The 13446-nt window shown below is 41.4% G+C and carries 13 protein-coding genes; 3 read left to right on the forward strand and 10 right to left on the reverse strand.

Annotated features, from left to right (window positions below):
* Positions 1 to 146: 146 nt before the first annotated feature.
* Together glmS and psaC are read right to left on the reverse strand one after the other, a co-directional pair.
* A complete protein-coding gene (glmS, locus tag AC5JL8_RS22655; protein WP_495881946.1) occupies positions 147 to 2024 on the reverse strand; it encodes a glutamine--fructose-6-phosphate transaminase (isomerizing) in 1878 nt (625 codons plus the stop codon).
* A gap of 239 nt (positions 2025 to 2263) precedes the next feature.
* Positions 2264 to 2509 (reverse strand): photosystem I iron-sulfur center protein PsaC, encoded by a 246-nt coding sequence (gene psaC, locus AC5JL8_RS22660; RefSeq protein WP_012411495.1) that lies wholly within the window; start codon positions 2507 to 2509, stop codon positions 2264 to 2266.
* Between the two features lie 672 nt (positions 2510 to 3181).
* Between psaC and AC5JL8_RS22665 the strand changes: the two genes are divergently transcribed.
* Positions 3182 to 3553: a DUF6464 family protein gene (locus AC5JL8_RS22665; RefSeq protein ID WP_495881947.1), complete on the forward strand. Its 372-nt coding sequence runs from the start codon at positions 3182 to 3184 to the stop codon at positions 3551 to 3553.
* A gap of 50 nt (positions 3554 to 3603) precedes the next feature.
* On the opposite strand, the gene fmt is transcribed toward AC5JL8_RS22665, so the two are convergent.
* Positions 3604 to 4608, reverse strand: a complete 1005-nt coding sequence (fmt, locus tag AC5JL8_RS22670; RefSeq protein WP_495881948.1) for a methionyl-tRNA formyltransferase — start codon at positions 4606 to 4608, stop codon at positions 3604 to 3606.
* 1164 nt (positions 4609 to 5772) lie between these two features.
* Between fmt and AC5JL8_RS22675 the strand changes: the two genes are divergently transcribed.
* Together AC5JL8_RS22675 and AC5JL8_RS22680 are read left to right on the forward strand one after the other, a co-directional pair.
* Entirely contained in the window at positions 5773 to 7104 is a 1332-nt protein-coding gene (locus tag AC5JL8_RS22675; RefSeq protein WP_495881949.1) for a hypothetical protein, read from the forward strand.
* Positions 7105 to 7353: 249 nt separating this feature from the next.
* Positions 7354 to 7863: an MAPEG family protein gene (locus AC5JL8_RS22680; protein WP_495881950.1), complete on the forward strand. Its 510-nt coding sequence runs from the start codon at positions 7354 to 7356 to the stop codon at positions 7861 to 7863.
* Between the two features lie 187 nt (positions 7864 to 8050).
* Here the strand turns inward: AC5JL8_RS22680 and minE are convergent, their stop codons facing one another.
* The 7 genes from minE to AC5JL8_RS22715 all read right to left on the reverse strand — a co-directional run bounded on the left by minE (position 8051) and on the right by AC5JL8_RS22715 (position 13319).
* Positions 8051 to 8353: a cell division topological specificity factor MinE gene (gene minE, locus AC5JL8_RS22685; RefSeq protein ID WP_495881951.1), complete on the reverse strand. Its 303-nt coding sequence runs from the start codon at positions 8351 to 8353 to the stop codon at positions 8051 to 8053.
* 34 nt (positions 8354 to 8387) lie between these two features.
* Positions 8388 to 9194, reverse strand: a complete 807-nt coding sequence (gene minD, locus AC5JL8_RS22690; RefSeq protein WP_495881952.1) for a septum site-determining protein MinD — start codon at positions 9192 to 9194, stop codon at positions 8388 to 8390.
* Between the two features lie 44 nt (positions 9195 to 9238).
* A complete protein-coding gene (gene minC, locus AC5JL8_RS22695; protein ID WP_495881953.1) occupies positions 9239 to 10282 on the reverse strand; it encodes a septum site-determining protein MinC in 1044 nt (347 codons plus the stop codon).
* Between the two features lie 145 nt (positions 10283 to 10427).
* Positions 10428 to 11768, reverse strand: coding sequence for a four-carbon acid sugar kinase family protein (locus AC5JL8_RS22700; RefSeq protein WP_495881954.1), 1341 nt, complete (start codon positions 11766 to 11768; stop codon positions 10428 to 10430).
* A 56-nt stretch (positions 11769 to 11824) separates the two neighbouring features.
* Entirely contained in the window at positions 11825 to 12487 is a 663-nt protein-coding gene (locus AC5JL8_RS22705; protein ID WP_495881955.1) for a hypothetical protein, read from the reverse strand.
* 99 nt (positions 12488 to 12586) lie between these two features.
* Positions 12587 to 12943, reverse strand: a complete 357-nt coding sequence (locus tag AC5JL8_RS22710; protein ID WP_495881956.1) for a DUF5615 family PIN-like protein — start codon at positions 12941 to 12943, stop codon at positions 12587 to 12589.
* Positions 12936 to 13319 carry a DUF433 domain-containing protein gene (locus AC5JL8_RS22715; RefSeq protein ID WP_495881957.1) on the reverse strand — a complete coding sequence of 128 codons (384 nt, stop codon included), beginning with the start codon at positions 13317 to 13319 and terminating at the stop codon, positions 12936 to 12938. Before AC5JL8_RS22715 ends, AC5JL8_RS22710 begins: the two co-directional genes overlap by 8 nt.
* Positions 13320 to 13446: the final 127 nt, after the last annotated feature.

Here is a 13446-nt window from a genome sequence, read left to right on the forward strand (position 1 = left end):
TTCACCCTTAATTATGAAATTAAATATACTTATGTATTTTTATATATAAGAATTTGCCATACTTTTTATTTATAAAAAATAGCTCCTGCAAAGATATAACTTGCTGAGAAGCTATTTTATCATAGAAACAAAAGTATAATTTTATACTATTCGACCGTTACTGATTTGGCAAGGTTCCGGGGCTGGTCAACGTCCAAACCACGACGGGCGGCGATGTGATAAGCCAATAGTTGCAAAGGTACTACTGTGAGGATGGGTGATAGTAATTCATCCACTGATGAAACGGGGAGCAAATCGTTAAAAATTTCTGCTGCTTCACCATCTTTAACTGGAGTAACACCAATTAACCGAGAATCACGGGCTTTCGCTTCTTGGGCGTTAGAAATTACCTTTTCATATACAGTACCAGGAACTGCGATCGCAACTACCGGTACTTTAGCATCCAATAGGGCGATCGGGCCGTGCTTCATTTCCCCGGCTGGATAGCCTTCAGCATGAATATAGCTAATTTCTTTTAATTTTAATGCCCCTTCTAAGGCTATAGGAAAATTAATTCCCCTTCCCAAAAAGATAAAATCTTGGGTTTCGGCAAATTCGTGAGCTAAATGTTCGGTTAATTTTTCTTGAGTCTCTAAATTTGCTTCAATTTCTTTGGGAACGTGTCGCAAGCCTTCAATAATTTCCGCGATTTTATCTGGAGAAATTGTCTGACGATGAGCAGCAAATTCTAAGGCTAAAGCGTAAAATGCCATTAATTGGGCAATAAAGGTTTTTGTTGCTGCTACCCCAATTTCAATTCCTGCCAAGGTATTGATAATATGGGGAACCATATGGCCAAGGCTACTTTCTGGACGATTGGTAATGCCGAGTAATCGCGCTTGATATTTATTTTCTTTGCCTTGGCGACGTTCTTTTTCCATCGCTAAAGCTGCTAAAGTATCAGCTGTTTCACCTGATTGTGTGACACCAATTATTAATGTGTTGGGTATCAGGGGTGATGGCGCATAGCGATACTCAGAAGCATAGTGTACTTGAGTAGAAATTCCTGCTAGTTGTTCAAGCAAGTATTTTCCGACTAAGGCGGCGTGCCAACTAGTACCACAGGCAACGATTTGAATTTGTTCTATATCTGCGTAGAATTCTGTAGGTAAACCTAGATTAATTGGTGAGTGAGTAGCTTGGCAGGCATTACCATCACTACTAAAGTAAGCTTCTAAACTAGCACGTACAACTCCTGGTTGCTCATAAATCTCCTTGAGCATGAAGTGCTTGAATCCCTGCTTTTCTACCATCATAGGATTCAAGTTAAGCATTCGAGGTTGTTTTTTCAACCTATCGCCAGCAAAATTATAAACTTCAACGCCCAAGGGTGTTAGGCGCGCAATTTCTCCATTCTCTAATGCTAGCACTGCGCGGGTATGAGAAACGATCGCTGGCGTATCGGAAGCGCAAAAGAACTCTCCCTGCCCAAAACCAATTACCAAGGGTGCTTGCTGCCGAACGACAATTAATTCATCTGGGTAATCAGCAGAAATCACTGCGATCGCAAATGCACCCTCAAGATGGTTCACAGATTGCTGAACTGCCTCCAACAATGAAGATGCAGAAGTTTTAAGCAATTCGGCGATGAGGTGCGGAATGACTTCTGTATCAGTTTCCGAACGAAACTGATGACCTTTTTGCTTTAGTTCCTCCCGCAAGTCACGGTAGTTTTCAATAATGCCATTTTGCACTACCGCAATTCGCATCGCTGTATCCATGTGGGGATGGGCGTTATACTCTTCTGGTTTGCCGTGAGTCGCCCAACGAGTGTGACCAATACCAATTTGAGAGGGGGTTTCTATTTGTTCAAGTTTAGAACGTAAGTTATGCAGTTTGCCCTTTGCTCGCACGCAATGCACATCACCTTCCCAGACGGTAGCGATTCCAGCAGAATCGTACCCACGATACTCCAGTTTTTCTAGCCCAGCTAGTAGAATTTCTGTCGCCGCTTGAGTGCCGATATATCCAACGATTCCGCACATTTAGTTCACCGCTCCCTGTTGAGGATGATTAAAACCTGTTTATTGTTACCATAAAAGTGATATTTTAGCAAAGAAAAAAGGAGCTGATTGCTCCTTGTAAGTGTAGTTATTTTATGGTTTCGGGCTTTTACAGTAAAAGAACGATATTGTAGGGTGGCAAATACCCACCCTACGATGCTAAAGGTGCTTGCTAATAAGACACTTGATTGCGAGCCAAATGAGAAATTAAAATGAATTCCTCAATAAGCTAGACCCATACTGCGAGTCGTTTCAGCGCCCAAGTAAACCCGGATGCTTAAGAAGTCGGTGGGACAAGCTGTTTCACACCGTTTGCATCCTACGCAGTCTTCTGTGCGGGGTGAAGAGGCTATTTGAGCAGCTTTACAGCCATCCCAAGGTACCATCTCCAGTACGTCAGTGGGGCAAGCGCGGACGCATTGGGTGCAGCCAATACAGGTATCGTAGATTTTTACGGTATGAGACATTGAAAAAAGGCTCCTTTCGAGTGTTCTTCTCTGCGAAGGAATCATAATCAAGGCATAGTTTACCGCAGTGGCTGAGGGCAAATAATCAAAAGGCTACATAACTTTAAACAATGTAATAAGCACCCAGAAAAATTTGCCTTTACGATTTCTCGTCCCCATTGCCGGATTCCCTGAACAATCAACCACATCATAGAAAAGCATCTAGCCTACTGGCTTCCTGGTGCCGGGCCGCAATTGTAAAGATTTATGAATTTAAACTCAATCTATTTAAAAAGCGAAAGAGCAAACCAGGAAAGTCACATATGGTAATTAGCAGGTTAGGTCGATATGCAAAATTCCACTAGTAACTTGCTACTTTTGTGAATTGATTTTGATGCCAATCATAGCATTTTGCCAATAAAAAATTGAACTATTATCATCGTTTAATAATACGTTTTTAGATGGCGATCGCAGGTATTTTTAGTATTTTTAATGGCAGATGTAAGCGTACACATATGTGTGTTTCTCAATCATGCTTACTTAAACTAGCAGAATAGTCATCAATTTTTCTATCTTGCTTGCGATGAAAACTCGCAATGATTTAGCAAACTATTAATTATAATTCAAATTCGGTAAGCTAGAGAAGGTTATTGCCATACCATCTTTATAATGTAAATCAAATCACATAAGCTTATGGAGCCAGACTCTTTACCAACCGAGGTGATTTTGACGCATCCGCGTCAGTGCCTCGGTAGAGCGAAACTTGATTGGACACCCCAACCAGGAAACTATCTCGATTTTGAAGGTAAAACCTACGCAGTTTTAGAGCGCCGCCACAGATATCAACTTAAAGCGGGGCGCTACCGTTTGCATAATATAGCCCTTTACGTACAATCTGCTCAAAGACCAGCTGAGAAAAGTCTGGTAGAGGGACGTTGGGTAATCGGCGATGCCACCTGTAGTTACAATGCTCATTCCGAAATTGTACGTTGTGCAGTCAATCCAGGTGGCCCTTGTAAGACTTGCCGTTTCTACGAAAACGTAACACTAAACAGTCGAGAGTGATGCAGTGTGCAGCAAGGAGTCAGAAGCCACAAACCCTATCTCCCTCTCTCTTAACTTCCAGATCCAAAAACTTCTCCTACAGTTAAGCGAGTGCCGTTAACAAAATCCCATCCCGACTGGGGACGTTTGCCAGCTAACTGAACTTCTCGCAATAGCAACACGCCTTCGCCAGTTTGGACAATCGCGCCAATTCCCTTGGCAATGCTTACCACTTCTCCCGGACTACCAGCTACAGTTGACAAATCCGGCAATTTATAATTAATTTTTTCTAATTCTGGTGGTAGCTTGTGATTGTAAGCAGAACCAAGGGGAAGGGAAAGAGTAATTTTCAGCGCTTGGTTGCGAAAGCTGGCGGTACAGTTGGGATAAAAGCCTCTAATTTGATTGTGTAACTGAATAGCGCTTTTAGACCAATCTAACCCATAATCCTGTTTTTGAATTAAAGGTGCATAAGTCGCTTGCGAGTTATCCTGAGGAATTGGTTCAATTTCCTGTCGTTCCAGCTTTAACAAGGTTTCCAGCAACAAATCTGCACCGATTGCAGCTAGCCTCTCGGCTAAATTTTGGGCATTATCTAGTAATTCAATAGATGTAGTTGCTTTGAGCAGCATTGCTCCCGTATCCATGCCGACATCCATTAACATTGTTGTGATCCCGGTTTCCGGCTCGCCATTATATAAACACCACTGAATAGGAGCTGCACCCCGATATTTGGGCAAAATCGAGCCATGCACGTTGATGCAGCCCAATTTCGGCATATCCAATATTTTTTGAGACAAAATCTGTCCATAGGCAACAACGACAAACGCATCTGCCTCTGATTGTTGGAGGTTTGTTAACGTTGCAGTGTGTTTTTTTAGCCGTTGGGGTTGCCATACTGGGAGATTGAAGGAAGTCGCAAGGGTTTTTACTGGTGAAGGTGTAAGTTTATTCCCTCGTTCTCGGCGTTTATCTGGTTGAGTGACAACTGCTAAAACTTCAAAGTCTGGGTGATTTAGCAATTTTTCTAGGGTAGGGACAGCAAACTGGGGAGTACCAAAAAATACAATTTTCATATTAGTTAATAGTCAACAACATAGCCAACGTCGAGTATCTCAGGTCGATAGCAATTTCCATGTCGCTGTGCGTAGTGTACCTGGTAATCCATTGATTAACCCTCTGTCCTCAATCATCACACGTTCTCAGGAGTAAACGAGGCTATCAAATAATCAAATATATGACCAGATCTCCCTAGCCAGAAAAGGTAATTTGGAAGTTGGTTAATCCCAGCTCAATAAATAGCGGATAATTTTATCCTAAATCTTCAAATAATTTGCTTTTTTAGTGCTAAAGTAGTTTCGTATTGGTGAAGCCAAAGGTTCCTTGATAAACTAACTTATAATTAAGTTGCAGTTAGCAGGCAGATAAGCTAGTAATAACTGCTTCTGCTGCTAGAGAACCTAATTATTCGGCGATGTTTGACAACAAACCCTTCGGTTACTCTTACCCTGCGGGATAGAGCTAGGCCTAGGGAAAACTGCCGCGTAAGTCGGGCTTAACTTAATACAGGGCTGCTTCACCACCATGCGTCTACCTGTTAAATTTAATTTCTGCTTGTTTAATTGAATTTGCTTTTAGATGTCTTTACATCTATAAAATAGTGCTGAGTTCTCGCAATTATTGTAGAACTAATTGCAATTAATACTTGTAGGTAGATACTAGTAATGGTTCTTAAGCAGCAATTATGTTGTAAGTGAGCTTTGCTAGTTTTTCAAGTAAACCTCACATTTTCCATAATTGGTTTGTGTGCGCTGTTGTTCCAGGTTAATGTGATCGGAAGGCTGCTTACGGGTTAGCTCTCCCTCGCACAAGTTTCAACAGTTCCGTTATTTGAATGTTGGCTGTCGCCATAAAAGTTAAATGATAGGTTGAAGCTTTGTTTAGCGTTACCTCTATTAAGTATAGTTGGGCGTTAGATGGCGAATCAGCTTATTGTTTGCGTAATATTACTTAGTTAATCTGCATTATTACTTATGATAGCAGGTTACTTATTAATACCAATACACAAGCGCAAAAAAAGCGTTAATTATGATACTTAATTTTTGTAAAGCTGTGCTAACTTTGAAGAAATTATCTCGTTAAAGCTTTTAGTTTGTTGTTATACATATAGTCATAGCTTCTCCCATTGCTGCATAGGCCTTGCTCCTCACACAGCAACCGCCCCTCTAGAGAGTCAACCAATGCTTAAACCTCTTTTGCTGTCAGGATGGTTCCGCGTACAACCATTTGTTAAATATGCTGTAGTTGCGATACTGATCGCACCTCTAGTGGCGGCATCAGGCCACTCTACCTCGGCAACGCAATCAGAAGTATTAAAAAGCACTTCTGAATCTGAACAATCTGGTTCAGCGACAATGGAAATGGCTGCTGTTAGCGAACCTGATTTAGCTGAAATATTAAACGTAGATCAAATTAACTCTTTAAGGGAAGAATCTAATTCTGCGTCAGGAGAAATAACTGCTGTTGCAGAACCAAAATTATTACCAGCAGACACAATTGAGCCTTCGGCAGAAGCAGCAAATCTTTTAAAAGATAATTCCCCGTTAAGCAGTAATGTGCCTGCTACTGATCCATTGGCAGCAGTTGAACTCGCACCATCTACAAAGTTTTCTGCTAGCAAATTAAGTTTATTACAAAAAATAAAAAATTCTAAAATCAAGTCTATAGCAGAATCTAAACATTCTCTACCAAAAGAGGTATCTGTTGCTCAATCATTCGCAGCAACTCAAGTTGCGCCAACTCTGAGAACATCGCAACCAAAATCCACAACGGAAATACAAGTCTCTGAACCAGCTGAGGAAAACCAAGCCGTACCAGCAGATCCCATAGGTAGCCCTCATCCTATTCCTTGGAAATGGATAACGGCTACTCAGGAGGCTATTGGGCCTCAGGGAGGTGGAGTACGTTACTACCGTAGTGTGCCTGTGGTTTCTCCTGACGGTAAATATATTGTTTATAGTAGGGTGCAACTAGAAGTCAAACCCGAAATGTACAATAGCCGTGTTACCAGCGTTCTGTTTGTAGAAGATACACAAACCAAGAAATTGCGGGTAATGGCTTCAACTGCTATCGTTAGCGATCCATTATTACAGGCAAAAGCATCATCCCCACAACTAGCAGAAACGAATGGGAAAATTGGAGTATTAGTTCCTGTTAGCTGGTCGGAAAAAGGCGATCGCTTCCTAGCACGTAAGTTTGAAGGATTATTTAATACAGCGGATGCTACGGATAGAGCAGTCATTTGGGATCGGCAAAATAATCACGCCAATACTGTTGCTCCCGCGCAGGAAGAAGATGAGCATGAAAAAATTGCGGTGTTGTTAGGCTGGAGTAAAACCCAACCCGATCATGTGCTGTTCCGTGCTGGTGAACTAGGTGAAGAAAATTGGCCTTTAGTAAAAGTTGCTAGTGATGGCAAGACTGTAAATACAACTACAGATGGGGATCAGCCTATTACTTTTGGTGAAAAGCTTTCAGAAGTTTGGGCGGAACCACAAGTGGCTTTTCGATAGTTTACATACAAGTCTATAAATTCCCGTTGTTGCCCAATTGACAACGGGAATTTTTTTATAGTTATGTGTGATTAGTTGTATGATACTAATTCGTAATTCGTAATTAAGACATCGAGAAAAAATCGACAGACAAGAGGTTTAGAAATGTCTCTGTGGAAGTGAAACAAGACATCATTTCCCTATTTGATATGATGACAAAAAATTTTTTAGATTTGGGACAAAGGTTGATATTTTGAATGAGGAATCAAGATGATTGAAAATAGTATTCCAGTATCAACTCTTTTTATTGGTATTAACGGTTTCATTGCCTTTTCTCTTTCTTATATTGCAGCAGATGAAAGGATGAAGACAAGAGTTTGGCATGGTGAGTCTGAAGCAGATGTAGCGCAACAGCCAAATCCCTTAGCAAATCCTAATGCTTGGGCAAATAAAGTTGAAAAGATGACTCAAAAACTATTTCCTGAGCCTATAAAAGATCATAGCTTACTGCAAAGAAAGGTTCGTGCTCATGGCAATTTTGCTGAGTATGTACCTCATGGATTAATGTTTGTACTGGCACTGGAGTTGATGCAAGTACACATATGGTTGGTGTGGCTTCTCGGAAGCACTCTCACTGTTGCTCGTATTGCCCATGCGTGGGGACTGATTAATACTTATGGCCCTTCTAATGGACGAGCAATTGGCTTTTTTTTGACTTGGGTTGTCTATTTAGTTGGCAGTATTGCCTGTACTTATTACGGCTTAAAGTCCATATTTTAAAACATTTTTATTTTAACTTGATTGATAATCAAGAAGCGTTACTTAAAAATGAAATGGCAAATAGCCAAATCATTTAATAACGCGTAAATAGTGTTACTCACCGTTTTTTTAAGTCATTGAACTCAAGTAATAGCCAGCAATTAGCATTTAGCTAATCGCTATTAGCTAGAACAATACTTAGGAAAAACTACAAAGAAGATGTTGTATCGCTGCTTTCTAATTCATCAATTCCTTTGACTCTACGAATGGGTAAGTTAGCAATTAAAGCTGTCGTCCGATGGTTGCTTTCTAGAGAGAACTCCAAGCCTTCTGTTTCCACTTCTACGTAGCGACAGACTATCTCTAGGATTTCTTGTCGCATTTTTTCCAATCTTTGAGGATCTAAGGCAGCGCGGTCATGGGCAATCACCAATTGCAAGCGACGTTTAACTTGAGTGCGACTGGTGTCAGGAGAGCGAATAAAAAGTCGTTCTATTATTTCGAGAATCATTGCAAATTAGGTCTGCGGAGACGGAAAAATGAAGTTAAACAATCTTCGTCCACAACAACTTTCTCAAACGGGCGAAAATGTTGTCGTTGGGTACGTCGATATCAAGAAATTCGACAGTTTCCCCTTCCAATCTCCGAGCAATGTTTTCAAAGGCTGTGGCAGCTATAGAGGGGGTTTCTGATAACACCAGAGGTTCGCCACGATTGGTAGAGATAATCACACGCTCATCGTCGGGGATCACTCCAATCAGGGGGATTGCGAGAAGTTCCTGAACATCTTGCACAGACATCATATCATTTGCTCGAACCATTGCGGGTCTGATGCGATTAATTATTAGATGAATACGCTTGATGCCTTGTGCTTCTAATAACCCAACAATACGGTCAGCATCACGAACCGCAGAAATTTCTGGTGTGGTCACAATCAGGGCTTCTTTCGCGGGGGCGATCGCATTTTTGAAACCCATTTCAATACCTGCGGGGCTATCGATGAGGACATACTGGTACTTTTGAGCCAGTGCATTCACCAATAATTTCATCTGGTCGGGACTAACTGCATCTTTGGTTCGATTTTGGGCGGCTGGTAAGAGTACGAGATTAGTTTGCCGCTTATCTTTAACTAATGCTTGTTCTAAACGGCACTCTCTAGCTAGGACTTCCACGGCAGTATAAACTATGCGGTTTTCTAGCCCTAGTAGCAAATCTAAATTTCTCAGACCGAAATCCGCATCAACTAAGGCGACTTGTCGCCCCATTTTAGCTATTGCCATGCCCAAATTTGCGGAAACTGTGGTTTTACCCACCCCTCCTTTACCGGAGGTAATAACAATAATGCGAGTCATAAGAGAAACGCGCTCGATTAGGGTTCAGGATTTATAGTAAATATTTATGGCCCCTGATTGATCCTACTTAATTGGTTTCGGGAAAAATCAATAGCCCTAGCGATGCGAATGCCTTGCGGCGTCATATGCGCTACTTCAGGAGAAAGCTGTATTGGAGTTTTTTCTGGTGCCCTAGCGACAGCATCTGCGATCCGCAATTGGGTTGGTTCCATTTGCAAGGACATAATCAGACACTCACGATTGCCCCCAGCGCCGGCATGAGCGATACCACGTAGACGACCCCAAACTAAAATATCTCCATCTGCAACTACGATACCACCTGGATTTAGATCTCCCAAAATAATTACAGTGCCAGGATGACGGATTTCTACTCCAGAACGTACCGTCATTTCCAGATAAAGTGCATCTGCTAAAGGGGTGGAGGTAGCTTTTGGCTCAGATAATATTAGAGAAGTTTCTGGCTGTAGTTGTTCTACAGAATAACCAGATGAGACAGCAGCGATCGCCGTTTGACGACGACTAGTCGCAACACACTTTAGCTGGAGTTGGACTTCGCTTAAAGTTTCGCTAAGTTCTTGTAGTTGTCTAGTATCTAACAAGCGGTCTTTTGCCATTAGATACACTGGTGTATTTGGTGTCCGGAGGCGATCGCCTGCTTGTAGACGCTGCCGCATCTGTTGCCAAATTTCATACCAGCTAAACTCTGAGGCAGGTACTTGTGCTTCTGTTGGCAAAATTAATAATAAGCGTCCCTCCTCAGTTTTCCACTGGACTTGAATATGATGTTTTACCGTATTTTCTGATGATGGTGACTCAAGAGAGTTTAAATTAGAAAGATCAGAAATTGAGTCTAAATCAGAGATAGTAGAATTTGATGATGCATCAGCAACAGAAGTAGAAGTTGCCACTAAGTTAGGTGTTTTAGACTCTAAGGACGCATCACTAACAGCAGAAGTTACAGATGAATCTGGGCTTTCTAAATTTGAAGGGACAGAATTCGACTTTAAATACTGGAGAACAGAATTTAGCTCTGCCTCTGGGAGAACAGAATTAGACTCTAAATCAGGAGTATCAGGTTCAGAAGTCATGCAGCACCAACCAAAAGACAAGGAACATTCCGAGCAATTATTAACATTAAATTAGTTGCATTGTGCAACAACATGATCGCTCCAAAAAGTAATAAGTTTCGAGTTACAAGTTGATTCAGTTAATGATTAAATCTTTCCTCATAACTTAGGACTTTTTACTTAGCGCTGTTTTAGTTAATCTTCGATAGATTGTCCCCAAGGCATCAGCATTACCGACATTACCTGGAAACAGCACAACTGGCAAATTAGGAAACTGGGGATGGTCAGAAGGTGTCAGAACCATCGAACAACCAGCTAAAATTTGACCGAGTAAACGGGCTGAAGTTAAGGAAAGCCCAGTACTTAAGACATCGTTAGAGGTAATGCCACCTTTGCTGATTAAGAATCCTATATCAGATGGTAAACCCTGCACAATATCCATTAATAAACCGGAAACTTTAGTTCCGAACTCCAACCTTGTCTTTACATCCTTGAAAGTAAGTTCCTGACGGCTGGTATAAACAACTGGTGTTTTGCCAGCGTCGTGTGCCGCCCGTGCGCTTTCTAGGATCTCGGTTAGCAGTGTAGCAGATTGATCAACTTGATCATCAAGTAATCGGCTTACATTTACTTCAATTCCCCAGGTTCCCTCTACTTGTAACAGAGATTCCAACTGCTGGGTTGTCTTTTTCACATGGGAACCAACGATAACTGCACCTGGTTTACCTCCACGTACATACTCTGCCATGTTTTCTGCGGCAATTGGTTGGGGAGGTAAGGCTGCCAAAGCCGTTAAGATGCTAGCAGCGCTGCGAAATAAAAAGCGTTTTCCTTGACTTGCTGCTGTCAGAACATCTACTGCAAAGGAGTTGAGATCAGCTTGAGTTTCACCATCAACTACAACACATTGATTATTACTGAGTTTTAACAAGCGTTCCAAGCTACCAGCACGGATGTTTGCAAGTAAAAATCTTTCTACAGTCTCAGCACTGATTCGCCCTTGAGTCTTTTCTTCTACATACTTGGGTAAGTAGCTGTGATGGTAGCCGAAGACTGAATCACGGGCAAACTCAGTTTCATGGACTGGGGTAGGTACACCATCAACAATCAAGTAATGTACGCTGTCACGGGTGATGCGTCCACCTTCAAAAAATGCTGGTACGAGAAAATGAGCATCAAATGGCCCAAGTTCTTGGGCGATCGCATCAGTTTCGATGGGATAATGCCCTCGTAAAGTTGAATCAGAACGGCTGACTACCAAAAAATCTTCAATACCTTCAGCTTTTAGAGCAATTTTCAAGTTGTGGCAAACTTCTTTGGTAATAGATGCTGCTGATTCTGGTGGCAGCGATCGTGTATTTGTCAGTACAAAGAAAATTGGTGAATTGTCTTGCAAACCGATGCGTAAAGTGTCCACATCCCAGTGCATCAGCAGCAAACAGCTGTGGACTGTTTGAGAACCTGTAGGATCATCATCGAGGACAATAATTTTCGGTTTGTTGGTCATTTCAATCAACCGGGCGACAGTGGTTTGAGAAAGTTTTGAGCGGAAGTTTTCTCAAATCAGACTTTCCGCAATTTTCTGATTTCAGCTTGCACATCAAGGGCAATTTGCAATGATTGATTGAGAAATTGAGCATATTCGCCTGCCTGACTACTAACTTGTAAAGCTTGTAGATTGGCTAAGTTATTCACAAATAACTCTTGATTGTTAGCAAGCAGCTTTTTATTATCCCGCAAAACTCGCTCGGTTTTTAAAGCGCGAACTAAATCTTCCCTAATTAGTTGTAGGGCGGCAATCACTTGATCCCTGTCGTTAATACTGCTTTGAGAATTACCAGATGTTTCGAGTTGGTCATTAATATCTATCGCTTTAATCACAGCATGATATTTATCTACCTCATCTAAGAGAATTGTCAAGGCTTTAGGACAAGTTTTTTGCCGCCATAGCGATCGCCCAACTATTACAGTAATTGGCACTAGAATTAGTAAAATGATTCCTAATTTAATTGAAGAACCAATTACTGGCAGAATAATAAAAGCATAAATAGCGCCAACAATTAACGGAGTTAGGGCTAGCGCTACAAGTAGTTCATTAATAAAAAACCCTAATCGCTTCTCGCTGTCTGCCATAATTGAAGGTCGGAAAACATCTTCTGGATCAAATCCAGTCAAGCGTCTCAGTTCTCCCTTACTAATTTCCAAACCTAATAAATCCGGCTGCACTGCTGGATACTCCTTAAGGAAGCGCGAGTTGCGTATTTATTGTAGTCGGGTTTGGCGTGGAAGCGATGGTTGTCTAAGTATCAGGTTCAAATGTCATAACTACTTTCGCCACCTATTGAGCCAATCTACCTGACCAACCCAATCTGTTGCTTCTGCTTCGCATAAAAGGCGATCTAATGCCGTAATCAAATCTGAAACTGACCAACTAATCTGAGCAGCAAGGATAATACCGCCATGTTGAGGATACTGTTGCGCTAGAACAATAAAGTCTCTCACGTTGAATGTAAATATACATCTACCCTGAGCAGTTGCGCGTAATAATTGAGTTTCATCACTAGCATCCAAAGGCATCCAGTCATTTGGAGTACGAGTGACATCATGCCCTTTAGACACCAATGCTGAATGTAACGATTTATTAGATGTATCTGCATCCAGATGAAGCTTGAGCTTAACCATTAGCAATTTCTAAGGATTGCTCAGAAGCGATCGCTGCGTCAATCTGCTCCTTATTTACTGCATAAAAACTCAGCGCTTCTTTTATCTGTGTCTCAGTAAGTTCATACTCATTGGCAATCTGACTTGGACTCATACCCCATTTTTGGGAAGCGATCGCCACAGTTTGCACTCGAATTCCTGTACCTTTGATGATTGGTACAAGTTGCCCATTTGCTCCCTGACGATAAGCAATTTGTGGAAAAGATGCTTTCAGGGTACTTACTTTTTCTGTTACAGCCCACAAAATAAATTGGTCAAGCGAAATACCCTGAATCTGAGCTAATTGCTCAATTTCTTGCTTCAACTGGTCAGGTAAATTTAGGGCATATGCTGTCATTTTTAGTTTTTAATTTTTAGCTCTAAAAACATCATATTCTAAATCTACTAGTGGTCTGTCCCAAAAGTTTTGATGGGTGAACTCATTCTTAATTTTTCTTCTTTTCTTTCTTCCTTCTCTACAAGAC

The sequence above is a fragment of the Mojavia sp. genome (assembly GCF_059505145.1).

What these genes read in the sequence shown, in the direction of transcription:
- glmS (WP_495881946.1), bottom strand. Translation starts at nt 2,024, where the DNA reads ATGTGCGGAATCGTTGGATATATCGGCACTCAAGCGGCGACAGAAATT.
- psaC (WP_012411495.1), bottom strand. Translation starts at nt 2,509, where the DNA reads ATGTCTCATACCGTAAAAATCTACGATACCTGTATTGGCTGCACCCAA.
- AC5JL8_RS22665 (WP_495881947.1), top strand. Translation starts at nt 3,182, where the DNA reads ATGGAGCCAGACTCTTTACCAACCGAGGTGATTTTGACGCATCCGCGT.
- fmt (WP_495881948.1), bottom strand. Translation starts at nt 4,608, where the DNA reads ATGAAAATTGTATTTTTTGGTACTCCCCAGTTTGCTGTCCCTACCCTA.
- AC5JL8_RS22675 (WP_495881949.1), top strand. Translation starts at nt 5,773, where the DNA reads ATGCTTAAACCTCTTTTGCTGTCAGGATGGTTCCGCGTACAACCATTT.
- AC5JL8_RS22680 (WP_495881950.1), top strand. Translation starts at nt 7,354, where the DNA reads ATGATTGAAAATAGTATTCCAGTATCAACTCTTTTTATTGGTATTAAC.
- minE (WP_495881951.1), bottom strand. Translation starts at nt 8,353, where the DNA reads ATGATTCTCGAAATAATAGAACGACTTTTTATTCGCTCTCCTGACACC.
- minD (WP_495881952.1), bottom strand. Translation starts at nt 9,194, where the DNA reads ATGACTCGCATTATTGTTATTACCTCCGGTAAAGGAGGGGTGGGTAAA.
- minC (WP_495881953.1), bottom strand. Translation starts at nt 10,282, where the DNA reads ATGACTTCTGAACCTGATACTCCTGATTTAGAGTCTAATTCTGTTCTC.
- AC5JL8_RS22700 (WP_495881954.1), bottom strand. Translation starts at nt 11,768, where the DNA reads ATGACCAACAAACCGAAAATTATTGTCCTCGATGATGATCCTACAGGT.
- AC5JL8_RS22710 (WP_495881956.1), bottom strand. Translation starts at nt 12,943, where the DNA reads ATGGTTAAGCTCAAGCTTCATCTGGATGCAGATACATCTAATAAATCG.
- AC5JL8_RS22715 (WP_495881957.1), bottom strand. Translation starts at nt 13,319, where the DNA reads ATGACAGCATATGCCCTAAATTTACCTGACCAGTTGAAGCAAGAAATT.